This window comes from Yinghuangia seranimata (assembly GCF_029953285.1).
Classification (GTDB): Bacteria; Actinomycetota; Actinomycetes; order Streptomycetales; family Streptomycetaceae; genus Yinghuangia; species Yinghuangia seranimata.
Genome location: NZ_JASAOI010000088.1, coordinates 16,818 through 40,507, shown reverse-complemented (window position 1 = coordinate 40,507; position 23,690 = coordinate 16,818). Strand labels below are relative to the sequence as shown.

The 23,690-nt window shown below is 72.8% G+C and carries 17 protein-coding genes, 1 tRNA gene and 1 pseudogene; 7 read left to right on the top strand and 12 right to left on the bottom strand.

The annotated features are described in order from the left end of the window. Positions 1–54 precede the first annotated feature (54 nt). On the bottom strand, positions 55–1,800 hold the full coding sequence (locus QI554_RS41250; protein ID WP_281478071.1) for a class I adenylate-forming enzyme family protein: 1,746 nt from the start codon (positions 1,798–1,800) through the stop codon (positions 55–57). A 268-nt stretch (positions 1,801–2,068) separates the two neighbouring features. On the opposite strand from QI554_RS41250, the gene QI554_RS41245 reads away from it, so the two are divergent. Continuing rightward, positions 2,069–2,935, top strand: coding sequence for an enoyl-CoA hydratase-related protein (locus tag QI554_RS41245; RefSeq protein WP_281478068.1), 867 nt, complete (start codon positions 2,069–2,071; stop codon positions 2,933–2,935). 98 nt (positions 2,936–3,033) lie between these two features. After that, positions 3,034–3,519, top strand: coding sequence for a MarR family winged helix-turn-helix transcriptional regulator (locus QI554_RS41240; protein WP_281478067.1), 486 nt, complete (start codon positions 3,034–3,036; stop codon positions 3,517–3,519). Between the two features lie 40 nt (positions 3,520–3,559). On the opposite strand, the gene QI554_RS41235 is transcribed toward QI554_RS41240, so the two are convergent. The 3 genes from QI554_RS41235 to QI554_RS41225 all read right to left on the bottom strand — a co-directional run bounded on the left by QI554_RS41235 (position 3,560) and on the right by QI554_RS41225 (position 8,514). After that, positions 3,560–5,842 carry a RelA/SpoT family protein gene (locus QI554_RS41235; RefSeq protein ID WP_281478066.1) on the bottom strand — a complete coding sequence of 761 codons (2,283 nt, stop codon included), beginning with the start codon at positions 5,840–5,842 and terminating at the stop codon, positions 3,560–3,562. A 345-nt stretch (positions 5,843–6,187) separates the two neighbouring features. Continuing rightward, the gene (locus tag QI554_RS41230; protein WP_281478064.1) at positions 6,188–7,342 is read right to left on the bottom strand and encodes an Rv3169 family protein; all 1,155 of its coding nucleotides are present in this window, start codon (positions 7,340–7,342) and stop codon (positions 6,188–6,190) included. Beyond that, positions 7,339–8,514, bottom strand: coding sequence for a phosphotransferase family protein (locus QI554_RS41225; protein ID WP_281478062.1), 1,176 nt, complete (start codon positions 8,512–8,514; stop codon positions 7,339–7,341). Before QI554_RS41225 ends, QI554_RS41230 begins: the two co-directional genes overlap by 4 nt. A 317-nt stretch (positions 8,515–8,831) precedes the next feature. Here QI554_RS41225 and QI554_RS41220 point away from each other — a divergent pair, with 317 nt between their 5' ends. Next, the gene (locus QI554_RS41220) at positions 8,832–9,503 is read left to right on the top strand and encodes an HAD family hydrolase (RefSeq protein ID WP_281478060.1); all 672 of its coding nucleotides are present in this window, start codon (positions 8,832–8,834) and stop codon (positions 9,501–9,503) included. 179 nt (positions 9,504–9,682) lie between these two features. On the opposite strand, the pseudogene QI554_RS41215 reads toward QI554_RS41220, so the two are convergent. Further along, positions 9,683–10,627 (bottom strand): annotated as a pseudogene (locus tag QI554_RS41215) (NsdA family TPR-like regulatory protein); the annotation flags it as partial. 485 nt (positions 10,628–11,112) lie between these two features. Here QI554_RS41215 and QI554_RS41210 point away from each other — a divergent pair. Next, positions 11,113–11,556 carry a hypothetical protein gene (locus QI554_RS41210; protein ID WP_281478057.1) on the top strand — a complete coding sequence of 148 codons (444 nt, stop codon included), beginning with the start codon at positions 11,113–11,115 and terminating at the stop codon, positions 11,554–11,556. Positions 11,557–12,172: 616 nt separating this feature from the next. Further along, positions 12,173–12,508: a hypothetical protein gene (locus QI554_RS41205; RefSeq protein WP_281478055.1), complete on the top strand. Its 336-nt coding sequence runs from the start codon at positions 12,173–12,175 to the stop codon at positions 12,506–12,508. Between the two features lie 48 nt (positions 12,509–12,556). Here the strand turns inward: QI554_RS41205 and QI554_RS41200 are convergent, their stop codons facing one another. From QI554_RS41200 to QI554_RS43500, 4 genes are all read right to left on the bottom strand, one after another. Then, positions 12,557–13,891, bottom strand: a complete 1,335-nt coding sequence (locus tag QI554_RS41200) for an AAA family ATPase (RefSeq protein ID WP_281478053.1) — start codon at positions 13,889–13,891, stop codon at positions 12,557–12,559. Positions 13,892–14,315: 424 nt separating this feature from the next. Continuing rightward, positions 14,316–15,923: a hypothetical protein gene (locus QI554_RS41195; RefSeq protein ID WP_281478050.1), complete on the bottom strand. Its 1,608-nt coding sequence runs from the start codon at positions 15,921–15,923 to the stop codon at positions 14,316–14,318. Then, on the bottom strand, positions 15,920–17,248 hold the full coding sequence (locus QI554_RS41190) for a hypothetical protein (RefSeq protein WP_281478049.1): 1,329 nt from the start codon (positions 17,246–17,248) through the stop codon (positions 15,920–15,922). The genes QI554_RS41195 and QI554_RS41190 overlap by 4 nt, the downstream gene beginning before the upstream one ends. A gap of 157 nt (positions 17,249–17,405) precedes the next feature. Next, on the bottom strand, positions 17,406–19,346 hold the full coding sequence (locus QI554_RS43500) for a helix-turn-helix domain-containing protein (protein WP_343230862.1): 1,941 nt from the start codon (positions 19,344–19,346) through the stop codon (positions 17,406–17,408). Between the two features lie 331 nt (positions 19,347–19,677). Here QI554_RS43500 and QI554_RS41180 point away from each other — a divergent pair. Further along, a tRNA-Lys gene (locus QI554_RS41180) sits at positions 19,678–19,751 on the top strand. 374 nt (positions 19,752–20,125) lie between these two features. On the opposite strand, the gene QI554_RS41175 is transcribed toward QI554_RS41180, so the two are convergent. The 3 genes from QI554_RS41175 to QI554_RS41165 form a co-directional block, all read right to left on the bottom strand. Then, positions 20,126–20,629, bottom strand: coding sequence for a hypothetical protein (locus QI554_RS41175; RefSeq protein WP_281478048.1), 504 nt, complete (start codon positions 20,627–20,629; stop codon positions 20,126–20,128). A gap of 249 nt (positions 20,630–20,878) precedes the next feature. Further along, positions 20,879–21,919: a tyrosine-type recombinase/integrase gene (locus tag QI554_RS41170; RefSeq protein WP_281478046.1), complete on the bottom strand. Its 1,041-nt coding sequence runs from the start codon at positions 21,917–21,919 to the stop codon at positions 20,879–20,881. Between the two features lie 91 nt (positions 21,920–22,010). Further along, on the bottom strand, positions 22,011–22,418 hold the full coding sequence (locus QI554_RS41165) for a hypothetical protein (RefSeq protein ID WP_281478044.1): 408 nt from the start codon (positions 22,416–22,418) through the stop codon (positions 22,011–22,013). Between the two features lie 485 nt (positions 22,419–22,903). Here QI554_RS41165 and QI554_RS41160 point away from each other — a divergent pair, with 485 nt between their 5' ends. Next, positions 22,904–23,530, top strand: a complete 627-nt coding sequence (locus QI554_RS41160) for a MarR family transcriptional regulator (RefSeq protein ID WP_281478043.1) — start codon at positions 22,904–22,906, stop codon at positions 23,528–23,530. Positions 23,531–23,690 lie beyond the last annotated feature (160 nt).

Genomic DNA, 23,690 nt, shown 5'->3' with positions numbered 1-23,690 from the left:
GCGGAGCCGGTCGGACACGGCACGCCTGAGAGGCGCGGACGTCCGACCGGCCCGTCACAGGCTCAGCATGTCCCGCAGTTCGCGCTTGAGCACCTTGCCCACCGCGTTCCTCGGCAGCGGCCGGTCGCTGAACCGCACCGTCGTGGGCACCTTGAACGCCGCGAGCCGCCGCGCCACGTGCCCGCGCAGCTCCGCCGCGGTCACGACGGCCCCCGGGTGCGTCTCGACGACCGCCGCGACCTCCTCGCCGAGTTCGCGGTGCGGCACGCCGACGACCGCGACGTCCGCGACCGCGGGGTGCTCGAACAGCACGGCCTCCACCTCGGCCGAGTAGACGTTCTCGCCGCCGCGGATGATGACGTCCTTCAGCCGGTCGACGACGTACACGAACCCGTCCGCGTCGACGTGCCCGAGGTCGCCGGTGCGGAACCAGCCGTCCGGGAAGCACTCTTCGGACTCCTCGGGCCGGTTCCAGTAGCCGCGCACCACATGCGGGCCGCGGAACCGGATCTCGCCCGTCTCCCCCGCCGCGACCTGGCGGCCGGTCGCCGGGTCGACGACCGCCACGTCCACGACCGGCACGGGCCGGCCGACGCTGTCCGGGTTCGCGTAGTACTCCTCGCCCGAGTTCGCGACCACGACGCACGTCGTCTCGGTCATGCCGTAGCCGTTGAGCGGCGACACCGCGCGGCCCGACATGCGCCCCACCTCGCCGACCAGGTCGGGCGGCACCGGCGCGCCGCCGGCTCCCAGGCTGAGCAGCGACGACAGGTCGTACTTGGCGCGCAGCGGCGACTCCAGCAGGCGGCGCAGCAGCGTCGGCACCATCGACGCGTTCGTGACCCGCTCGGTCTCGATGATCTGCAGCGCGCGCTCGGTGTCCCAGCGGCGCATCAGCGACAGTTTGGCGCCCTGCGCGGCCGCGATGTACAGGCCGACGATGCCCGCGATGTGGAAGAACGGGTAGGTCTGCAGGGCGCTTTGACGTGGCAGGTCGGGCATGGAGGCCAGGAAGTGCGGCAGTCCGCCCGTGAGCAGCTCCGGCGGCACGCCCGCGCGCGCGAGCTGCACCGACTGGAGCAGCTGCATCGTGTGGATGTTGGTCGTGTGGTTGCGGTGCGTGCCGACCGCGCCTTTGGGGCGGCCGGTGGTGCCGGACGTGTAGAGGATCGTGGCGTCGTCGTCGGGCTCGGGGCCGCCGGGCGGCAGCGGGCACGGCCCCGCCCATGCGACGAGCGCCGCCGACAGGTCGAACACCTCGTCCGGCAAGGGGCCTTCGCGGTGCGCGACCAGGACGGCACGGACGTTGCCGGGAACCAGTTCGCCGCCGTACTCCGCGGCGTGGGCCGCGAGCCGGTCGGCCCGCTCGCCGTCCGCGATCAGCACCGCGGCGCCGGAGTCCTCCAGGGCGTACCGCAGTTCGTCGGCCGTCCACCACGCGTTGAGCGGTACCGCGACCGCGCCGATCACCTGCGCGGCCCAGAACGCGAGGGACCACTCGGGGTGGTTGCGCATCGCGATCGCGACCCGGTCCCCGTGCCGCACGCCGAGTCCGTCGCTGAGATGTCGCGCGAAATGGCCTACCAGGCGCAGCTGTTCGTCGTAGCTGATGCGGCCGTCCTCGTGGACGAGCGCGTCCGAGGCGCCGAACGCGGCGGTGGCCTCGAACACGGTGCGCAAGGTCGCCGGGGCGGCCGGGAACTCCCGCCACGGGACGCCGTCGTGACGATGGGTCGGAGCGATCGCGTACACGGAGCCAGGCCCCGTCAACGCGTCGAGTGCCTGTGTGCGATCGAGCATGCGCTGCCTGCACCTCCTGGCCGTACGACGTCCCGCGCTCGCATCGTGGTCACGTCGCGTTCGCGGTGCGGATACCCGTGGGCGGAGCGGGACCACAGTAATGCGGGACAACGCGCACCAGAAAGGGGTTGCGCAACCGGGCGTTTCGCCACGGATGCCGGGGCGGGGCTGGTGTGAAGCGGTGGGACAGGGCAGGGTGTTGAGCGAGCGTTCGTCAGGTTGATCGTGGCGCGCCGGGTCGCGCGCCGCTACACGGAGGAGCCGCCGGATGCAGTACGAGCAGATCGCCGTCGAGGCCAAGGACGGGATCCTGACGGTCCGGCTCGACCGGCCGGAGCGCATGAACGCGTACACGTTCCGGATGCGCGAGGAGATCAGCGACGCGCTCGACCGGGCGGACGCGGACGACGACGTGCGGGTCGTGGTGTTCACCGGCAGCGGGCGGGCCTACTGCGCGGGCGCCGACCTGGAGCACGGCGCGGCGACGTTCGACCCGCGCGCGCACGCCGAGGCGCTGGGTGAACCGGAGCACGCTCCCGCGGACTTCCGTGACGACGGCGGCAAGCTGGTCATGCGGCTGTTCCGCTCGACGAAGCCGCTGATCGCGGCGGTCAACGGCCCGGCGGTGGGCGTCGGCGCGACGATGACCCTCCCGATGGACATCCGGCTGTGCGCCGAGGAGGCCCGTTTCGGGTTCGTCTTCGCGCGGCGCGGTATCACGCCCGACGGCTGCTCGACGTGGTTCCTCCCGAAGATCGTCGGCATCGACCGCGCCCTCGAATGGTGCTTCACGGGCCGGGTGTTCGACGCCGCGGAGGCCCTGGAGTCCCGCCTGGTCCGCGAGGTCGTCCCCGCCGACGCGCTGCTCGACCGGGCCTACGAGCTGGCCCACGCCATCGCCGAGCGCACCCCGGCCGTGGCGGTCGCCGTGACGCGCGCGCTGCTGTGGGGCATGCAGTCCGAGCCGGACCCGTGGACGGCGCACCGCCTCGAGTCCCGTGCCCTGCACTGGGCCGGCCAGTCCGACGACGCCCGCGAGGGCGTCCTGGCGTTCCTGGAGAAGCGCCCGCCGCGGTTCGGCCTGCGCGTGAGCGCGGATCTGCCGCCGCACCTGGGGAGCTGGCCGACCGAGTAGAACGCGGGCCTCCCGGGGCCGATCGGGTTAGGCAGTTGCGTTGTGCAACTGTTGTGCGGCAGGCTTGTCCGCTACAGGTCGTCGGTGGCGAGGGATACGTGGCAGGGCGAGTGGACGAGCAGGCGCAGAGTGCGGGGCGGCGCGTGGTGCGCGAGGTCGGGGCGGCGACGCGGCTGTTGCGCGGGCTGATGGCGCCGCCGTTGCAGGCGGCGGGGATCACGCAGGCCGAGTTCCACCTGCTGGCGTATCTGGAGGAGAGCGGCACGTCCACCGGCAAGGAGCTGTCCTGCACGCTCAGCCTGGACAAGACCACGGTCAGCCGGCAGCTGACCGCGCTCGAGGAGGCCGGCGCGATCACCCGGACGACGGATCCGGCCAACCGCCGCTCGCACCTGATCACGCTGACCGACGCGGGGCGCGAGCGGCTCGCCGACGCCCGCCGGCGCACCATCGCGGTTCTGGAGGACCGTTTCTCCTCCTGGCCGGCCGGGGAACTGGACGTGCTCGCCGCTCAGCTCGCGCGGTTCAACGACCAGTTGCGCGGGACCGCCGCCGAGTCGGAGCCACCCGTCCACGCCGGCTGACGCGCAGGCGGTCGAGGACCGCCCGGTCGACGACCGCCCCTCACACCTCGCCCGGCGACTCCGCCACGCGCGGGTGGATCCGCGGCCGGGCCCGGTACACGTCGTACACGCCCTGCACCCGCCGCAGCGCCTTCAGCAGCCGCGGCAGGCTCGCCAGGTCCGCGAGCCGGATCGTGTACGTCTGCCGCACCCGCATCTGCTGCGGCGGGGCGATCGACGCCGAGGTGATGTCCGCCCCCGCCGCGTCGATGGCCGCCGTGACGTCGGCCAGCAGCCGCGGCCGGTCGAGGGCCTCCAGCTGCACCGTGACCCGGTAGCCGCGCTCGGCCTGGTGCGGCAGCCACGCCGCCGCGACGATGTCGCGGCCCGCGCGGATCATCTGCTGCACGTTGGCGCACTCGCGCTGGTGCACGGCGACGGTGCCGCCGCGGATGACGAACCCGGCCAGCTCGTCCGGCGGTACCGGGGTGCAGCAACGCGCCAGGCGTACCGGCGCACCGGGTGAGCCCGGCACCGAGACGAGGTTCTCCCCCGCGTCGGGCTCCAGGTCGGTCACGGCCGCGACGGCGCCCGCCGCCTCGCCGGCCGCCGCGAGGTTGCCGAGCGACGCCTCGGCCGAGGCCTCGTGCACGGCCGCCGCGGCGACGACGGCCGAGTCGCCCGACTCCGGATGCTCGGCGAACCAGCTCTCGATGGCGACGCGCGCCAGCGCGCTGCGCACGAAACCGAGCCATTCACGAGAAGGGCCCGCGCCGGAAGGCGGGGCCGTGATGATGGAGACCGTCTCGCCGTCGGCGAGCACCGAGGAGAGTGCTACGAGACGGCCGTTGACCTGGGCGCCGATACAGCGGTGACCGGTCTGCTCGCCGATCGCGTACGCCGCGTCGACGCACGTCGACCCGGCCGGCAGGGTCAGCGGCCGCCCGCCCTGGGTGAACACGTGCAGCTCGCGGTCCGCTGACAGGTCCGCCGTGAGCTGCGACCAGAACGCGGTCGCGTCCGGGATGCCGCCCTGCCACGTCAAAAGCCGGTGCAGCCACTCGAGTTGGCCGCGCCCTTCGGCGCCGTCCGCGGTGTCCTCGCGGGCCGCGGCGGCCGTGTGCGCGACGACGCCGTACTCGGCGAGCCGGTGCATGCGGCGGGTGCGGATGAGGACCTCGACGACCTCGCCGCCCGCGAGCGTGATCGCGGTGTGCAGCGACTGGTAGAGGTTGAACTTCGGGGTGGCGATGAAGTCCTTGAACTCGCCCGCGATCGGGGTCCAGCACGTGTGCAGGACGCCGAGCGCGCCGTAGCAGTCGGTGTCGGCCTCGACGACGACCATCAGCCGGGCCAGGTCGAAGGGCCCGAGCGGGGCGTCCTCGCGGCGGACCTGGACGCGGCGCGCCGACACGTGGTGCCGGGGCCGCGGGGTCACCTGCGCGTCGATGCCCGCGTCGCGCAGCGCGCGGCGGACCGCGCCGGCCAGCGCCGCGGCCGCCTCGTCGCGCTCGGCGGCCTGGTCGGCGAGCACGCGCACGATGGTGGTGTGCTCGTCGGGTTTCAGGGTCGCGAAGACGATGTCCTCGAGCTCGGTCTTGAGCACGTGGATGCCGAGGCGCTCGGCGAGCGGGATGAAGACGTCGCGGGTGACCTCGGCGATGCGGATCTGGCTGGCCCGGCGCATGTGCCGGATGGTCCGCATGTTGTGCAGCCGGTCGGCGAGCTTGATGACGGTGACGCGCAGGTCGCGGCCGGTGGCCACGAGGATCTTGCGCATCGTCTCGGCTTCGGCTTCCTGCCGGTTGTTGAAGTCGACCTTCTCGAGCTTGGTGACGCCGTCGACGAGGTGCGCGACGTCGTCGCCGAACGACTCGCGGACGGTCTCCAGCGTGAGCTCGGTGTCCTCGACGGTGTCGTGCAGGAGGGCGGCGACCAGGGTCGTGGTGTCGGCGCCGAGCTCGGCGAGGATGGTGGCGACGGCCAGCGGGTGCGTGATGTACGCCTCGCCGCTCTTGCGCATCTGCCCGCGGTGCGACGCCTCGGCGACCACGAACGCCCTTTGCAGCAGGGCGAGATCGGCCTTCGGGTGGTGCGCGCGGTGCACCTGGACGAGCGGGATCAGGGTTTCGAGGGCCTCGGGGCTGCGCCGCCGGTTGCCGCCGATGAGGAAGGTCGCGGCCGCGAGGCTGAGGCGCTGCACGGGACGGCGGGCCGCGCGGCTCGCTCGTTCGGGACCGGCCGCCTGGGCGTCGCCGCGCTTGTCGGGGCGCGCATCGAGCGGACGGGGCGTCACATCACGCGCGCCCGCTCCTACGGGCGGGTCGATCCCCCCGATCGTCATGACGCACCTCCGGCAGCGGAACTACCGGCGCATCGCCCCGGTGGTTCATGTTACCGACATCTGTGGGGGGCGTGTCCGGCGGATGTCGCCGATCACACACCATCACCCGTGAGGGTGAACTTCCGGGGTGCGTACGCGCGAACGCGGCCGCGCGGACCGAACCGGTGATCGATTCGGGGCGCGCGGGCGCGGGGGCCGCGGCACCCGCGGCCGACTGGGGTCGGCGCCACCGGGCCCGCGGGCCCGTACCGGGTGATGTTTGGGGGCGGCGCGGCCGCGGGGTCCGCGCCACCCTCGTCCTCCCGTGCCGAAGGCGCAGGTCGCCGCGGGTGGTGGCGGCGTGGACTACATGAACGACGAGTCGGCGGTCAGCCCCAGCGCCTCGTCCGCGCCGGTGATGATCGGCTGGCAGTTGCCCCATCCGACGCCGCCACCGACCGGGTCGGTGACCCTGATCACGGTGTCGCGGATCTGGTGCAGCCGGCGCGCCTGCTCGGGCGTCGAGCAGTCCTCGATGCGTTCGCCCTCGACGTGCAGCGCGCCGCGCCACTCGCCGTGGTGGTGCCCGTCGAACCCGAAGTACAGCCCCGCGCCGAGGTGGAACCCGGTGTCGGAGACCACCTCGACCTGCAGCGGGCGCGCCGACCCGTCGGCCATCGTCGCGTGCAGCTTGCCGCCGAGCAGCCGCCGGTTGACCGGGTCGAACGCGAGCTCGGGCACCAGGTCGGACCAGTCCTCGACGCGGCCGTCCGGGTGCTCGACGCCGCCGGTGACGCGCTTCTGGGAGAACCCGGGCGCGGTGGTGATCTGGTAGTGCAGGAACAGCGCGTACCGGCTGCCGTCAGGGCGCTCCATGAGCACCGGCGACCAGATCATGCGGAACGACCCGCCGGGCGGCATGCCGACCGGCTCGAGGTCGGACACGGGCGTGCCCACGTCGTAGCGGGTGCCCCACGAGTGGTCGCGCGTCGACACCCACGTGTCGGGCGTGATCTCGGTGCGCTCGCCGTCGACCTCGACCCAGCCGTGCGCGACCCCGGTCTGGTGGTAGCGCACCAGGTCGGCGGTCACCCGGTAGGCGCGCCGGTTGTGGGTGCGCTCCTCGCAGACCGGCGGCACGGCGGCCTCGAAGGTCCAGTCGAAGGCGATCGGCTGCGCGTCGTTCGGCTCCAGCACGAAGCGGACGACCTTGAGCGGCTCGAGCACCTCGTACTTGACGGGGCCGATCTCGGTGAGCGCCGGCTCGGGGGCGAGCCTGCGGGACGCGCGGACGGTCAGCTGCTCGACGCCGCGCGAGACGCCCGCGTAGCCGTCCATCACGTTGCGGTTGGTGTACTTGCCGAGCCCGAAGCCCAGCTGCAGGCTGCCGTCGCGCGCGGCGGCCATCGCGCAGACCTTCTCGGTCCACGACGGGTCGGTGGTGCCGACCGAGCCGAACGTCTCGGTGACCTGGTGGCAGAAGCCCTCGTCCGCCGCGATCAGTTGGCCGATGGGGTTCACGCGCCGGCCTCGGCCGGATCGGCGGGGGCGCCCGGCGCGGCGGGCAGGTTGTCCCAGTACGTCCCCTCGAGCATCTGCTCGATGAGGCCGCGGTGCAGGACGGTCTCGTCCAGGTTCTCCGGCATGACGCGCTCGCCGAAGTGCTCCTGGCGGTGCGCGATGCGGGCCATCACGACGCCGTGCCGGACGGCCGCGTACACCTCGAAGTAGTTCGTGTCGCGCGGCTGGTAGCCGGTCAGCTCGGTGTACTGGCGGTAGACGTCCTCGCGGCGCAGCAGGTCGGGGATGCCGGGCAGGCCGCCGTAGCGGGTCGCGATGTCCTGGAAGAAGTCGTGTATGAAGACCATCCAGGCGAGGTCGAGTTCGCGCGGGCCGACGGCGGCCATCTCCCAGTCGAGCACCGCGGTGGGGGCGAAGTCGACGTAGAGGATGTTGCCGATGCGGGCGTCGCCCCAGCTGATGACGTCCTCGCCGCGCTCCTCGGGGAAGTTGTCCTCGAGCCACTGGAAGGCGCGGTCGAGCAGCGGGACGCGGCGGCCCTCGATGCCCCACTCGTAGAACGCCTTGAGGTCGTTGAGGTGCCGGCGCAGCGCGGAGTCGCCGGGCTGCTCGAGCTGCAGGAAGGCCATCTCGTCGGCGGTGACGTCGATCTGGTGGATGTCCGCGACGACCGCGACGGACGCCTCCTGGAGACGGCGGCGGTCGGCCGCGTCGGCCTTCAGCAGCCAGCTGTCGATCGTGTACGGCATGACGTCCGGCGGGGCGGAGCCGTCCGCGCGGCGCATGACGAAGAACGGCGCGCCGAGCGGCGCCTCCTCCGGCTCGTTCCACAGCAGCTTGGGCACCGGCACGCCGCAGCGCTCGGCGACCAGGCTCATCACGCGGTACTGCTTGTCGAGGTCGTACGTCGGGAAGACCGGCTTGGCGTCGAGCGCGGGGCGCATGCGCACGACGCAGCGCTCGGTGCGGGTGGCGCCGTCCTCGGTCCAGGAGGCGTCGAACAGCAGCGTCTCGCTGGACATGCCGTTTGTCGACGGGATGCTGAGCTCCGAGACCTGCGGGTCGGCGCCCTCGGGCAGCCGGCTCGCCAGCCAGGCGACGAGCTGGTCGTGCACCTCGGCCAGGTCACGCGTGCTGACCTGCGGGCGGGCGGGTGCGTCGGAGTCGGCCACGACAACCTCCGGTATCCGTGCCGCGTTGATTGCGACGGGTGCCAGGGGCCCGGGGGTCCGCGAGGGCCCGGGAACGAGCCCCAAAAGTGAAACCGGTTCTATCATGCGCGACACGTGTCATCAATGGCGTGCGCGGGCTCGTGCGCCCGCCACGCGCGGGCGTACGCCCTCACCCGTCAGCCACAGGACCACCGATCGGACCTGAGGTTGACCCGGTATCGGCATGCCGTACCGCGATACCTTCTGGGTGGTCCCGCGCCACCCGGGTCGCCCGGCCGCGTCCGCCCGGGACCGACAACGGGAGCGGAGCGCTTGCTATGAGGATCAACGCGGTGGTGTTCGACGTGGGCGAGACCCTGGTCGACGAGAGCCGTGAGTACGGGACCTGGGCCGACTGGCTCGAGGTGCCCAGGCATACGTTCTCCGCGGTGTTCGGCATGGTGCTCGCGCAGGGCCTCGACTACCGGGAGACGTTCCAGCGGTTTCGACCCGGCTTCGACCTGGACGCCGAACGCGCCGCCCGCACGGCGGCCGGGAAGCCCGAGTGGTTCGGCGAGGACGACCTCTATGAGGACGTCCGCCCGTGCCTCAAGGCGCTCGCCGGGCTCGGCCTGTGGATCGGCGTGGCCGGCAATCAGACGGTGAACGCCGGATCGATACTGCGCCGCCTCGACCTGGGCGTCGACATGATCGCCACGTCCGACGACTGGGGCGTGACGAAGCCCGACCCGGCGTTCTTCACCCGGCTGATCGCCGACACCCCGTTCCCCGCCGACGAGATCCTCTACGTCGGCGACCGGCTCGACAACGACGTACGCCCGGCCTTCCACGCGGGCCTGCGCACCGCGCACATCCAGCGCGGGCCGTGGGGCACGCTGGTCGCCGCCGACCCGGAGCTGCGCGAGGTGGCGGACGTCCTGCTCACGTCGCTGGAGGAGCTGCCGGGCGAGATCGCGCGGTGGAACGAGGGCGCGGCGCGGGCCTCGTAGCCGGTCGCGGCACCTCGCGGCACCTCGCAGCCGGGAGGCGCACCTATAGCGGACAGACCTGAGCCGGGCTGGGTGCTCGGGGGACACCAGCCCGGCTCAGGGTTCGGGGCCGACCGCCTGGTGCGCCGGCGCCTTCGGGTGACGACTTCGGATGACGACTTCGGATGACGACGTGCCGGCTATGACGCGGTCGGGCCCGCGACGGCCGCGAGGCGGTCGTCCACGTCGCGGACGAACCGTTCCCGCGACCACGGCGCGAGCGCGGCGCGCACCGTGCGGACCCGGTCGACCGCGGTCGCGTAACCCTGGCGCTCGACCAGGTCGAGGACGCGGTGCAGCAGCGCGCAGGCGTCCTCCGGCTCGCGGCCCGCGGCGGCCGCCGCGGCGAGGTCGGCGAGGGTGACCGCGCGCTGCTTGTCGGCGTCCGGGGACAGTCCGGCCAGCGTGCGGTGCAGGGTGGCCTTGGCGTGGTCGGTGCGGCCCGCGGCCAGTTCGGCGGCGCCGCGGAAGCCGTCCAGGCGCGGCCCGGAGAACCAGTCGAGCCAGGCCGGCGGCCCCGGCGCGGACCACGATCCGGACACCGCGTGCGCCGGGTGCAGCGCGTCGGCGGCGCGGTCGAGGAGCGGGAACGCGCCACCCGGATTGCCGAGCCTGACCTCGGCCTCGGACGCGACGGCGTCCAGCCACGCGTGGATCACCGGCCCGGCGTCGCCGCGCGCCGCCCGGTCGCGGGCGGCGGCCAGTCTGCCGCGCGCCTCGCCGCCGCGCCCGGACCAGGCCGGGGCGAAGGACATGTGCCCGAGCACCGCGGCGCCGAGCGCTCCGTCGCCCGCGGTGTCGGCGGCGGCCAGCGCCAGGTCCTGCCAGGGCTCGACCCGCTCGGCACCCAACTGCAGGTCGAAGAAGGCGATGCGGGAGACCAGCAGCGCCGACTCGGCGACCGAGGCGGCCACCAGGACGTCGGGGCGCCGGGCCAGCAACCCGGTGCCGGTGCGGACGTGACGCGCGACTTTCGGCAGCAGCCGCGCGGGTTCTTGGGTCCAGTACTGCTCGCGGAAGCGTGCCGTCGTGCGTGCGTACACCACGGGATCGGCGCCGCCCGTGCGCGCCGAAGCGCGGGCCGGCCCGGGCCCCGCGGCGACCCCGCCCCCCGCCCCCGGCCCCGGGCGGGGGGGGGGGGGGGCGGGGGGCCCCCCCCGCCCCCCCCCCGGCCGCGCCGGCCAGGAAGCTGCGTCGTTGCACCGGGTCCTCCAGGCGCGTCGTGTTCATGGGCATGCCCGGGCCGCGCCGGAGCCGGTGTCGCCGGCTCGGACCGCGGTGGGAGGGATGCTGGTTCACGATCCTGGACGTCCGATGCGGCCCCCGCTATCCGGTGTGGCCTGTTCCGGGCGAAGAGTCCTCCACGCGTCCTCCAGGAGTCCCCATCGACGACCTCGTCACACACCGTGCCGACCTGATTGCATCGTTGTGGCAGGACGGCGGGAGGACCGGCCGAGGACGCGAACTACACCCCAGACAAAGGCCAGACGTCCTGACACATCGTCAGGCCGCGGACCGGACAGACCCCCTCGACCCACGGCTCACGCACCGACCAGAGAGGACGCCTCCGTTGAACGCCGACGTCAACCGGAACAGGACGGCCGTGGTGCCGCAGGACATGATCCGCAATCCGCACGCGCCCCGGCTTGTCGCGGCCGGCGAGACGTTCGACGTCATCGAGGTCGAGGACCGGCTCGGATTCGAGGCGCTCGGCGCGCTGTACGCGCACCGCGTCGCGGTCGGACCGGTCATCTCCGACCGGCGCTACCGCCGCATCGGCTTCCTCGTACCGCCCGCGGCCGCCGCGCCCGCCGTCCGGCAGCGCGCGGTCGGCCCGCGCCACCACGGCCGCGGCGCCTGGATCACGGTGCCGCCCGCGGACTGCGACGACGGCCCGCTCGTGTGGCTCGTACCGCCGAGCCCCGAGGGCAGACTCACCGCGCTGCACCACGTGCGCGCGGCCATAGCGGAGGCGGCGCGCACGCTCGCCGACTCCCGGCCGATGGTCTCCTGACCGTCGCGGCCGACGCGGGCCACGGCGGCCCGCACCCCACAGACGTACCGGCCGGGGTTCCTGACTGAGCGGCTCCCCCTTGTCCGACTCGCCTCGGCCGGTACTGCTCTTCCCCACCGCCCGGCAGCGCGGTCACCCGCGCGGCCAGGCATCGCACCGCCCGCACCATCCGTTCCGCCCGTTCCGCCCGTTCCGCCCGTACCACCCGCACTCCGCGGCGCCCCGCGCCGCACCGCCCGTCGCGCGCCGGCACCGCCCGGAACCCCGTACACATGTCCGGGAGTTCGGTGTCGGCGCGCGTCGTCTCCCGGCGCCGCCACGCCCCCGCTCCGCACGGCACCCCTGTGCCGGGCCCACCCCCCAGTGGATCCGCCGCCCGGCCAGGCCGCCGGCGGAACGGGAACCGGAGACGCACGGATCGAGGCGGGCGGGGCGCCCGGAACATCCGGTTCGTATCCTCTTCGTACGGCTTCACGTGGCGAGCCGGGCCCGCTGTCCGCCGCCCGCGACGGGCATGATCGCGGTTCGTCGCCGAAGTCGTGCGTAGCCTCCGCGACTTTGGGCATGCCCACAACGTCATCACGGGGGGCAGATGCGTTGTCCGGAGGAGAGAGCCATGCCGTCAGAGCCGTCCAAGCCGCGAATCCGACCGGCGCGGCTGCTGTTCGAACCCTCGGTGTTCGACCGTGAGGACGAGCGGTTCTTCGACCTCGACGACCTCGACGACCCCCAGGAGATGCTCGCGCGCTCGACGCAGCTCGCCGAGGCCTTCCGCGCCGCGGCGGACAAGGCGGTCGACTACCAGGCCATCGCGGTCGCGCGGCTGGCCGACCGGCGGCGGTTCGACCGGCTGGAGCCGGCGCAGATCGCGGCGCGCACCGGGTGGAGCGAGGCGTACGCGGTCAAGATGATCGAGTACGGCATGCGGCTGCTCGCCAAGCGCGGTGAATAGTAAGGGCGTTCGTGGTTCCGGCCGGTCCACCCGGCCGGGTCGCACGGCTCAGACCCGCACCCGATTGTCGGCGAGGGTCGCCAGCACCGCCTGATTGGCCTCCCAGCCGTCCGGAAACGACACCGGCAGCCCCAGGTGCACCGGTTCCGCGGACGGATGCGCGTCCAACAACTCGGGAATGCCGGCCCGCGCGACCACCAGGCAGGCGTGCCGGTGCCGCGACGCCAGGACGCACAGCCGCCCGGTCTCCAGGTGGAACGCGGTCGCGTCGCGGCGGCCCGACAGCGGGTGCAGGAACACGGTGACGTCGAACTCCCGTCCCTGCAGCCGGTTCGCGGTGTCCACCACGATCTCCCGGGCGCCCGGCACCTCGCCCTCCATCCGCAGCAACGCGGCCTCCAGGCGTGAGCGTTGCTCGCGGTGGCTGACGCCGACGGCGATGCGCGAGGCGTCCAACGGGCTTTCGCCCCGCTCCGAACGCGCTGTGCCGCGCCGCGCCAGGACGCGCGCCGCCAGTGTCGCGACGGTGCGGATCGTCTCCTCGTCGGAGGGCAGCGTGAAAGCGGACGGGAGTTCGAGCAGACCCCAGCCCGAGCCCGCCGCGACGTCCACGACGCGGTCGTACGGGTCGCCGTGCCGACCGCGCTCGAACTCCAGCTCCCGGTCCGCGAATCCGGTGCCGGAACGGAACGGCGTGAACGGGTAGAACGCCTCCGACACCAGCGGCGCGGCGGTCGCCGGCAGCCGCCACGAGACGGGCAGGCGGTGCACCGGCAGGTCCGGGTTGTGGCGGCGCAGCACGGCGACGGCGCTCTGCGACGGGTCGTACGTGAGGCCGTGCCACTGCGCGGCGTCGACCGTCGCGAACGGGTCGAGCTGGCCGGGGTCGCCGACGAACAGCGCGCGGTCGAACAGCCGCGCGACCAGCAGCAGCGCGTCCGAACGCATCTGGTACGCCTCGTCGACGATGGCCCACGCCCAGCGCCGGTCCTCGACGAGCGCCCACTTCGCGGCGGTCGACACGACGATCTCGCAGGCGTCCAGGTCGCCGGCCTTGCCCGCGATCTGCACGGGTGTGGCCGCGAGTTCCTCCCCCGGCCGGTAGTCGCTCGCCGACAACCGGCCCAGCACCAGGCCCGGATGCTCCTCGACGAGGCGCAGGAGGAGGTCGTCGACCTGGTTGTTCGTCTGCGCGACGATCATGAGCCGGTCCCCCCGCCCGGCGATCTCCGCCGCGGCACGCACGACGAGCGTCGACTTCCCGGCCCCGGGAGGCGAGTCGACGACAACCCCGCGGTGCCGCCCGGACGCGAGGTCGGCGAGCACCGCCGCGGTCACGTGCGCGGCGTCCTGACCGGGGGACGAAGGACGGGTCAGTTCCATGCGGTGGTCCAGGAAGGCTGTGGTGGACGGCGGGTGCGAAGGAGGTGGTGGACCCGGGGGTCCGGCGGCGGAACAACCTCGCCCCGGCTGAGCCGACACGGGGCGGAGCCGACAGCGTAGGCGCGCGGCGACGCCGTCGAGCCGAAGAGGTGCGGACACCCCGAGGCCGTCGAGCCGACAGCGGGGCGAGGCTCGGCCGAGCGGCCGCTCCCGGTGCACTGGGCGGCCCCGCGCACCAGGAGCGCGGCTGCTGTTCGCCGCACAAGCACCGGTCGTCGGCTCGACACCGGTGACGCCGCGTTCGTGTTGCTCGCAGAGCGCCGTCGTTGTGCGGCGCCGACACGACCCGGAAGTGCCGGTGCGCAGCCTGCCCGTCTCGTGACGGTTGTCGGCGACCGCCGCTCTGCGGCGACCCGCATGCCCGTCACCCCCACGGCTCCGCCGCGGCGGCGAGTTCTTCCTCGTCGGGCTCGCGCTGGGGCAGCACCGGTGGTTGCGGTGGAGGAGCGGGCTGGGACGGGACGGTCGGGATCTCGTCCTCCGGCTCGTGGGCGTCCGCGTCGGGCGTCGACGACTCGGGCGGGCCTCCGTGGGTCCACGGAGTCTCTTCCGGCGCGGGCCACTTCGGGCCGCCGCGGAAGCCGGACGCGGCGAGCGTCCAGCACAGCACCTCGCCCTCTTCGGGCACGCTGCCCTCGTCGGGGTTCTTGCCGCGGCCCATGCCGCCCGTCAGTTCGAAGGTCACCTCGCGCATGCCGTCCGGTCCGTCCGTGACGGCCAGCAACTTGGCCTTCGCCTTGGGGCGTTCGACGCACTCGAGTTCGGCGTCGAGGGACAGCAGCGGTTCGTCGGACGTGTGGACGACCAGCAGCGGGCGCGGGCGGGCCTGCTTCTTGCCCGGCTCCGTCACCATCCGGTCCGCCTCCACGTCGACCACCTCGCCGCGGAAGGCCTGGCCGAGCAGCCGCGCCTCGGCCATCAGCAGCGGGTCGTCGCGCAGTTGTTCCATCTCCAGCCGCGCCTGCGCCTGTTCACGCCGCACGAGCTGCTGCGCGGCGGCGACCGCGCCCGGGATCCGCGGCTGCGGGCGCGAGTCGGGGCTCGCCAGGTCGTGGGCGAACAGGCTGTACGACATGCGGTCGGTCTCCCACCGGCCGGCCACCGAGGCCCCGGCGGGTAGTTCGCGCAGCAGTTCGAGGCCGCGCCACACCCGTTCCCACGTCGGCATGAGCTCGGCGCCCAGCGTGTCGCGGATGCGTTCTTCGGCGCGGGCGGCGTCGCGCGGATTGCCGGTGCGCTGCGCGGCGTCGAACCCGGCGATCAGCGGATTGAGGCGGGCGTCGAACTCCGGGTCCGTCGTCGGCCCCGCCGGGGGCGCGCCCTCCGCGTCGCGCGCCGCCTCCGCACCAGAGCGGCCCGGCGCGGGGTCGATCCAGCCGAGCAGCGCGGCCAGTTCGCCGTTCTCGAGGTCGCTCTGGCCGGTCGCCCACGCCTGCGTCAGCAGGTCGGTCACGGCGAGCAGCACGGACGAGCCGGGCGTGCGGGCGCGTTCGGCCAGGTAGGTGGACCAGCGGCCGAGCAGGGGGACGTCCGGGTGCACCGGGTAGTCGCCGTCGGGGCGGCGGAAGCGCGTCGACCGGCCGAGGAGGCCGACGTACTCGACGCCGGCCGGCGACGGCACGATCAGCTGCGGTGCGTCGAGCGCGCGTTCGTACGGGTCGTCGTTGCGGCGTTCGACGGTCTCGGTCTTGTCGAAGTACTCGGTCAGGTACGGCACCAGCACCGCGGCGAGCTCGGTGACGTGCGTGAACCGGCGGTCGCGGTCGCGCGGCTGCGGCACGACGAGCAGGTGCGGGGCCGCGGGGTCGTCGCCGACCAGCGCGGCGAGCGGGGCGAAGGCCTCGCCGGACATCGCGTACGGGACGAACACCATGGGACGGTCGGACAGGTGCCGGTGCCGCACGGTGGCGGCGGGTTGTGCGTAGCCGGTGGCGGCGGCGCGCAGGCGGCCGAGCGCCGAGACCGCGCTCACGAGGCCGCCCCCGTGCGCGGTCCTGCGCCTGCGGGCGCGCCGGTGCGCGGGGCGCCGAGGACTTCGCGCCGGAGCGCCTCCGCGCGCCGGAGCAGGTGCGCGATCTCCTCCTCGCCGCGCGCCGGCGCGCACTTCCCGTCGGCGAGGTCCAGCGCGCGCCCGATGTCGTCTATCCCGCCGAGCTGGCCCCGGATACCGGTGCCGAGGGTGCCGACCAGGCCGCCGGAGCCGTGCCCGGTGTCGCAGGTGCGGGCCTCGGCGCGGCAGAAGTACGCCAGCTCGCACGCCGACAGGCAGCCGGGGACGTACGCCGCCGGGACCGAGCCGACCGCGCCGCCGAGGGCCGCGGCGGCGACCGCCGGGTCGGCGTCCGGGTCGGTCTCCAGGTCGAACGTCAGTCCGGTCGGCAGGGGCTCGAGCAGCTCCTCGACGCGCGCCAGGCGCGCGAGCCGGCGCCGGGTCACGGCGAGCTCCCGGCGGATGTCCAGGAGCGCCGCGATCGGCTGGTTCGAGAAGTCCTTCGCACACACCAGCACGATGTCGGTGGACACCATGTCCGCCCGGTGGCCCAGCTCGACCGCCATGCGCTGCAGGGCCAGCACGTACACGGCGGCCTGACGGCTCGCCGAGGCCAGCTTGCTGGGGTCGGCGTTGCCGTCGATCACCGAGAACGACTTGATCTCGACGATGTGCAGGCGGCCGGCGATCACGCAGGCCATGGCGTCGGGCTCCAGGTAGGCCCGGGTGCCGGCGACGTCCAGGGGCAGCAGCGGGTGGTCGAGGATCGCGCACAGCTCGGGGCGCGCGGTGTCGAGCGCGCGCCGGAGCGCGGAGCGGGTGAGGGCGACGCGCTCCTCGCGGCCGGGGCGCTTGGCGGGCGTGGAGGCGGGTGCCTGGTCGGGGGCGGGCTCGTTGTGGGGGGCCTGCTCGTCGATCGGGCCGGCGGGGTCGGCCGGGTCGGTTTCGTCGGCCGGGGCAGCTTCGTCGGCCGGGTCGCCGCCCAGCTCGGTGTACTCCCCCTCGACGACGTCCTGGGCGGCGCCGCCCAGCACCTCCGCGAGCAGTCTGCGCAGCTCAGCGCCCTCGTCCGCCTTCACCTGCGCCTCGAACGCGTGCCCGCGCACGATCGCGAACGGCGACTGGCCGTACTGCATGGGATGGCCCAGGCGGGCGGCGAGCGCGGTCTTGTCTATCCCCGCGGCGTCCATGACCCCGCGCCGCGCGCAGCCGGGGTTCGCGGCGAGCGCGGCGACCGTGCGCGCGTTGTGGTTGCGCGTCGGCAACGAACCGCGCAGCAGTTCGAGTCGAGAGTCGGTGGTGCGCATGACGTGGTGTGCGGCTCCGTACCGTCGTAAGGGTGGAAGCGGTTCCGCCACAGTGTGACCCATCCTTATGACAGCGACCGTCCATTGGGGTGGCCCCGCGCGTGCCGCGGTGCGTCCGAGCCGCCCGGCGACCCGGGTCCGACGCCGCCGGCACGGCTCAGGTGAGGCCGCGCCGCTCGTCGCCCGTGTCGACGCCGGTGCCCTCGATCGGCTCCCACGAAAGCAGTTCCTCGTCCAGCCTGCGGATGCACTTCACGTGTTTGAACGGCTCCAGTTCGCCCCGGACTTCGCGGATCCGGTCCATCGCGAGCGAGTACCACTGGCGGGTCAGCGCCTCGAGGGCGCGGGAGAGCATGCCGCTGGCCTCGTCCACGTCACCGCTGGCCGCCGCCACACGGGCCAGGTCCGCACACGTGATGGCCTGCTGCTTCGCGGACGTCACCGGCAGGTCACCCAGCGCGTCCGTCAACGCGTCCCGCGCCGCGTCGTACCGCTTCGCCGCCAACTCCGCGCCGCCGCGGAAGCCCCAGAGCCGTGAGGAGTCGAAGAAGTCGAGCCAGATGGGGACTTCGTTGTCGTCGGGGTGGCAGAGCAGGTCCTCGGCCCGGTCGATGTAGTGCAGTGCCAGATCCTTGTCGCCGACGAGCGACTCGATCTCGGCGTTGACCGCGAACAGCCACGAACGCATCAGCGCAGGGGCGTTCGCGTTCGCCAGCGCCGTCGGGTTGTTCGCGCGGGCGATCAGCGCACGGGCCTCGCCCTGCCGGCGCGCGAACGCCGGCATCAACGCCTGGTGCGCGAACACCGCGATGCGCAGCAGGGGTTCCTCCGCCTCGTGCGCGGCGTGGTCGGCCAACTGGTAGTAGCTCGAGGCCCGGTCGGCGCGGCCCATGTCGAAGAACGCGATGCGGCCCGCGAGCATGGCCGTTTCGGACAGCGACGCCGCAAGCACCCGGCGCGGACGGCCGGGGCCGGGGGCGTCCAGCAACTGCATGCCCATGTGGACGTGGCTCACCACCGGGGCGTACGCCACGGGGGCGGGGGCCACCCAGTACATCTGACGGTACGAAGCGGTCAGTCGTGCGTACTGGTCCGCTATCGGCGAGCCGAGGCGGCCCGTGCGGCCCGGGCCCGGCACGTTCACGACCGGGTCCGCGGGGGTCATGCGCTCGACCCGCTCCACGGCGCGGATCAGCGCGGGCGTCCCGGTACGCAGGCGCTCGACGCCCAGCCCGCCGGGCGGACCGGGGTTCCCGCGGCCCGGCACGATCAGGCCGGATTCGGCCGCGCGGTTCGGGTGGCCGCCGTTCTCGAACCTGGGTTCGACCGTGTGCGCGGGCTCCGGCATGAGGCCCGCCGCGAGCGCCATCGGGCTGTCACCGCCCGGCCGCCCACCGGCCCCACGCCCCGGAGACCCGCCGCCACCGGGCCCCGGCGGCCCCATCGACCGCGGCACGACCCGGTAGGGACCCTCCGGCCCCTCGCCCATCCCCGCCGACGCCCGCCCGGCCCGCGAGAACCGCTCCCCAGGCCGGAACCGCGGCGTATCGGCGGCACCACCCAGGGGGCTGCCCCCGGCCTGGTGCGGCGGAGGCGGATACCCACGCGGCCCGGGTAACCCGGGGCCCGCGCCGTTGGCCGTACCGCTGAGACCGTTGCCCGTGCCACCGAGGCCGTTGCCCGTGCCGCTGAGGCCGCCACCGGCAGGCCCGAAGCCGTTGCCACCGGGACCGAGGCCGTTCCCGCCCAGGCCCCCTACCCCTGACCCCCCCGGCGGCCCGAGCCCGCCGTCCTCGACCACATCACCGGTCGCCTCCAGCTCGGCCTGCCACGGCGGCGTGAACCCGAGCTCGGCCAGCGGCCGGCCGAAAAGCTCCTGCAGAACCTTCTGGTAGTCCGGCGTCGGCCACGGCGGATCAGCGCTCTCCCACCGCCGCACCTGCCGCACACTCACGGCGAGCCGCAGCCCGCACTCCAGCGCCTTCTTCTCGAACGCGTCGGCGAGCTGCTGCTGCGACACCCAGCCCCGGGCATGGCGCAGCGCCTTCAACCGCACGTTCCCCGACACCGAGGACCCGCCACCCTGCCGTATGGCCATCGGCGTCCTCCCCAGAGATGCGCGGCCCACGGATCCGGACCGTCAAACTACAACGCAGCACAGCGTGGCGGGCCGTGATCCTGACGGTACCCGTCGTGAGCTACACGCGGTGCCGACTTGACGGATGTCTTGAAGCAGCAGTCCTCCCCAAGTCCTCTCCCACGTCCTCCCTGCGACCTCCACGCGCCCTTGCCCACCACCCCCACGCCACCCTCACAACCCCACCCACCAATCCCGCCCCCGCACCACCCCCACCCCGCCCCTCCCCACCCCCAAACCACCGATTTTTGATCACCCCACCTCTCCTGCTACTGTCTACCCATCGCAGCAAGCGCCGCTAGCTCAGTTGGTTAGAGCAGCTGACTCTTAATCAGCGGGTCCGGGGTTCGAGTCCCTGGCGGCGCACAAGCAAGCGGTACACGACCTGGGCGTTCTCGATCCATCGAGAACGCCCAGGTTGTTTTTGACGTTGTGGTGGGAGCGTGGTGTGAGCGCCCCGCAATCCCTCGAGTCCTCACCCAACTCTCTCCATCCCTGCCGTACCCACCGGCGTCCTCCGCCAGCCGCCACCCCGTATGGGCACCCCTGCCCCGACGGCGCCCGGACTACCGCCCCTGGGCCCATCACCCCAGCCCCCACCCACTAACGCGACGTCGCCCCCGACACGCCCCACGTCGCCGCCGCTGCGGGCCGCGCACCGGCACCCGGCACCGCCCCGTCGGCATCGCCCGGCTGCGCGCTCATCGCCTACCATTCGCGGGACCATCAGGCCGCAAGGACTACGTCGGACCGCCGTTGACGAACTGACCGTCATAGAGGACCAGATCACCCGTTTTCATGTCGTGGACATCAATGCGTGCCGCCTTGTAGCGCTCCCACCCATGCAACACGTCGAATGGGCTCAACACCTCGTGCTCGGCTGGAGTCACGACGCACGCGAGAGCCCGCTCGAGGATCTCGGATACTCGGTCCGGGGAATCACGAAGCTCCTGCACCAATGAGGCCCTCGTCAGGACGTGTTCATGACGCAGGTGCTTCCACCACTGCTTGATGGGCGCCTCTTTTTCCAGACCGAGGACGCCAGCGGATCTGTACCGGCAGCCGTACTTGGCCGCTCCTTGCGTCTTGTACCAAATCGCCTGCTTCAGCAGCTCATTCCGATGCTGCTCCAGCAGGTCAGGGTCGCTCAGCGCGAATCGCGCCAGCGCCACTGCGGATCTGTGGCGCTCGTCGTGAAGGGCATCGGGCACCCAGAGCTTCAAGTACGGGCGGACTTGGGCCATGGATCAATGCGTACAGCCCGGACGACGAAATCGGAACTACTTGGCTGCGCTCCGACACTCCGTGGTCGCCCTGCGGCCCGGCCCTGAGTGCACCGCCGCTGCACAGGGCCCCACGGCCCGCCACCCTAGCGCCCGGCCTTTCATGCGCCGGCGCCCTTCGTTCACCACGTCGCCGCCATCGGCCTGGCATCCGGCACCGTCTCCACCGGTATCTACTCACTGCGCGTTAAACGGGCAGCCTTCACCTGATCATGCACACGCGCCGTCTTGACTACTGCCTGCATTGCCGCCGTTCTCCCGGTTCGCCTTCACCTTGGCTGGCGCGGCAGCGCGCAGTAGCGCGGTAATAGCGTCTGCAGCAGCTTGCTTCGCTTCGATGGCGACCGAGGTGTACGTGTCACGTGTGATCACGGACGACGAGTGGCCCAGCATGTCCTGCACCACCTTCACGTCGACCCCCGCGGTCAGCGCATGCGTCGCCGCGCCATGCCGCAGGTCGTGCAGCCGGATCGGCGGCAACCCCGCCTCCCGCCCGAGCTGTTGGAACAGATCACTCACCCGGGCTGGGTGCAGCGGCCCGCCATCCGCCCCAGTGAACACCAACCCGGAGTCGATCCACCCCTCGCCATACTTCGCCCGACGCGCACTCTCCCGCTGCCGGTGCTGCCGCAACACCTCCACCGTCTCCGCCGACAACGCGATCGTGCGCTCCCCCGCATCGGACTTGGGCTTTCCGAACTGCGTGTCCCACCCGATCTGCACGATCTGCTCCCCCACATGGAGCGTGCCTGTGGCCTCGTGGAAGTCCAGGTTGGCCCAGCGCAAGCCGCACACCTCTCCACGCCGCAGCCCCGTCACCGCGACCAGGTGAAACATCGCGAACAACTCCCGATGCCGGGTCGCACGGTCCAGGAACATCGCAGTCTGCCGGGCCGTCCACACCATCACCGACGACGGCCGCTCCCCCGACTTCCGCCACGCGGCCTCCCGCTCGTCCGTCCACACCAGCGGCCGGGCCTTGCCCGGCGACGGCAACTTCAGCAGCTTCGCGACGTTGATCGTCACCAGCTCCTGCGCCGCCGCATCCGACAACGCCGAACGCAACGTCGCCCGGATCCTGTGCCGCGCAGCAACTCCCGTCGGCATCCGATGCGGCGGCAGTGCTCGCAGCTGCGCCCGCGCGGCACGGACCGCGACATGGTCGTGCCGATACCACGCGTTACTTGCTGCCTCCCGCAACACCCGCCGTGCTTCGTTGTTCGCCGCGATCTCCTCGGCCTCGTCCTCCATCGCCGCGAACGCGATTTGGAGGTGCGCGACACGCAGCCGGTCCAACCGGATGTGCCCCAGGTGCGGCAACAGATACAGCCGCAGGTGCGACTCATAGCACCGCAGCGTCGCCGGCCGGATGTCCCGCTTCCCCCGCAGCCATTCGCACAGCCACTCCCCCCACCGTCACCACCCGGTCCACCGGACGCGAAGACCGCAGCCGCCGCTTCAGGTCATCGATCTCAGGGAGCGGCTGCTTGGCCCGGATCGCCGCCCGCACCAGATTGGCGATCTGCGCCCGCACCTCATCGGGACGATCCGCGCCATCCGCCAAAGCCAACAGCAGCCGAACGTGCGCCATGGCATCCCGCGCCGCCGTCTCGTTGCGGTGCCCGGCCTGCCGGATGTGATCGCGCCGCACCGAACCCTGGCCACCAGCCGCGGACTTCGTATGCGGCACGTCCAGCAGGAACCACCACGTCCCGTGCCCCGGGTTCCACGTCCCGTTCGCCCGCTTCAACTTCGGACAGGACGCCCCGAGCTGACGCCGCTTGGGACGCCCCTGCCCATCCAGTACCGGAGCACCTTCCGCATCCAACACAGGCACCGCGCACCCGCACCGCTTGAACACCGATCCACTCACCGGGGAACTCCCATCGCACTCGACCGCCAAGACCCCGGCAGCCGATGCAACGACGTTCACGGTCAGCTGGACCGGGCACGACGATCGACGCTCCGCCCCGACAGACGGTCAAGTCGCCCACGAGAAGACCCCCGCGCGCGGCGCTCCTCGTTCGCCGTCACCCTTAACGGAGGAAATCCAGCCCCCATGCGACACCGCGCATGGCTATCGTCCGCCACGTATTCCGACCCACTAATCCGTGCCAGCAAGGGAGTTCGCCGAATCACACGACTTGACGAAGGGAACCCGACAGAGCGTCGCTGGTCGACCAGATCCGGCATCCACGCCGGGGCAGGGCACCACCGACGCGAATCGAGGCCACCATGCAGCAACCGCCCCCAGAGCCCGCCACCCCCATCCCACTGCAACCGGCCGCGCTGATCGTCCACGACAACCTGCGCAGCCACCCCGGCAGCACCGTCGTTCAAATCTCCAAAGCCACCGCCTTGGCGCGCTCCACCGTCGCCCAGGCACTCGCCGACCTTGAGAAGTCCGGCCTCGCTCGCCGAGACGACAGCCCCGGCCACCACGGCGCCCGCCAGAACCCCCACCTCTGGCACCTACTCCCCGACGTCATCCAGCTGGCAGAGCCCGTTGAACCTGCCAGGGTCGCCCCACAGCCCGATGCGTCCCCCGAGCCAGCAGAAGCCTCCGGCGGCGATAGCGCCCCACCCACCCCGCCAGCCGCCACGGACCACCCCGACACGGACGCGTCCGGCGAAACCAACGCCGCCTCAACGCCGACGCGCCTCCTCCCCGGCGAACTCCGTGCCCTGGTCGCCGCCCACCTCGCCGCTCACCCCGAACAGCATTTCACCGTGGGCCAGATCGCCCGCGCCATCGGCGCGAAGTCCTCCGGCGCCGTCGCCAACTGCCTCGACCACCTCACCATCGACGGCACCGCCGTCCAGACCAGCGAGAAGCCTCGCCGCTACACCGCGCCACAGTGACCCCAGCACTCCTCGGCCGCGCCGCCCTCCACAGGTCGGCGCGGCCGGCCCGTCTCTGATGAACAGCTTGGGACGCCAGCCTCAAAGGGCGCACACGCCTCACAAGCACTGATGCCCCGGCAGGATCAGGAAGGGCGATCAAGAGGCTGGACGGCTAACC

Coding starts and splice junctions, on each gene's coding strand:
- QI554_RS41205 (WP_281478055.1), top strand. CDS start 12,173: ATGCCGTCAGAGCCGTCCAAGCCGCGAATCCGACCGGCGCGGCTGCTG.
- QI554_RS41245 (WP_281478068.1), top strand. CDS start 2,069: ATGCAGTACGAGCAGATCGCCGTCGAGGCCAAGGACGGGATCCTGACG.
- QI554_RS41175 (WP_281478048.1), bottom strand. CDS start 20,629: ATGGCCCAAGTCCGCCCGTACTTGAAGCTCTGGGTGCCCGATGCCCTT.
- QI554_RS41170 (WP_281478046.1), bottom strand. CDS start 21,919: ATGGAGGACGAGGCCGAGGAGATCGCGGCGAACAACGAAGCACGGCGG.
- QI554_RS41250 (WP_281478071.1), bottom strand. CDS start 1,800: ATGCTCGATCGCACACAGGCACTCGACGCGTTGACGGGGCCTGGCTCC.
- QI554_RS41160 (WP_281478043.1), top strand. CDS start 22,904: ATGCAGCAACCGCCCCCAGAGCCCGCCACCCCCATCCCACTGCAACCG.
- QI554_RS41190 (WP_281478049.1), bottom strand. CDS start 17,248: ATGCGCACCACCGACTCTCGACTCGAACTGCTGCGCGGTTCGTTGCCG.
- QI554_RS43500 (WP_343230862.1), bottom strand. CDS start 19,346: ATGGCCATACGGCAGGGTGGCGGGTCCTCGGTGTCGGGGAACGTGCGG.
- QI554_RS41235 (WP_281478066.1), bottom strand. CDS start 5,842: ATGACGATCGGGGGGATCGACCCGCCCGTAGGAGCGGGCGCGCGTGAT.
- QI554_RS41220 (WP_281478060.1), top strand. CDS start 8,832: ATGAGGATCAACGCGGTGGTGTTCGACGTGGGCGAGACCCTGGTCGAC.
- QI554_RS41200 (WP_281478053.1), bottom strand. CDS start 13,891: ATGGAACTGACCCGTCCTTCGTCCCCCGGTCAGGACGCCGCGCACGTG.